Origin of the sequence: Streptomyces sp. SID1328 (assembly GCF_009865595.1) — a bacterium.
GTDB classification, from domain to species: domain Bacteria; phylum Actinomycetota; class Actinomycetes; order Streptomycetales; family Streptomycetaceae; genus Streptomyces; species Streptomyces griseoluteus.
On record NZ_WWKH01000750.1, the window covers coordinates 1 to 568 of the forward strand.

At 71.5% G+C, this 568-nt stretch carries 1 protein-coding gene and 1 pseudogene; both read left to right on the plus strand.

The window, feature by feature from the left end:
* Positions 1-324, plus strand: a 324-nt coding sequence (locus GT030_RS24025; protein ID WP_161202880.1) for a potassium-transporting ATPase subunit KdpA, incomplete at its 5' end; no start/stop codon positions are given.
* Positions 321-568 (plus strand): annotated as a pseudogene (locus GT030_RS24030) (potassium-transporting ATPase subunit B); the annotation flags it as partial. The gene GT030_RS24025 and the pseudogene GT030_RS24030, both read left to right, overlap by 4 nt.

Here is a 568-nt window from a genome sequence, read left to right on the forward strand (position 1 = left end):
CACGGGTTCTCCGAGGTGCTGTACGCCTTCACCTCCGCCGCCAACAACAACGGCTCGGCCTTCGCCGGGCTCAACGCCAACACCGACTGGTTCAACACCACGACCGGGCTCGCCATGCTGCTCGGCCGCTTCCTGCCCATGGTGTTCGTCCTCGCGCTGGCCGGCTCGCTCGCCGCGCAGCGGCCCGTCCCCGAGAGCGCGGGCACCCTGCGCACCGGGAAACCCCTGTTCGCGGGCCTGCTGGCCGGGACGATCCTCATCATCACCGGCCTGACCTACTTCCCGGCGCTGGCGCTGGGACCGCTCGCGGAGGGGCTGTCATGACGCACCCCCGTACCGACGAGCCGACCACCCGTACCCACGACCCAGAGGCCGCCATGTCCACAGTCGCTCCCACCCGCGCGCCGCACGACGAGGCGGCGGCCGGGGTTCCGTCCGGCGGGGGCCGGGTCGGGGCGGGCCTCTTCGATCCCCGGCAGTTGCTGAGATCGCTGCCCGACGCCTTCCGCAAGCTCGATCCGCGGGTCATGGTCAAGTCGCCCGTGATGTTCGTGGTGTGGATCGGCTC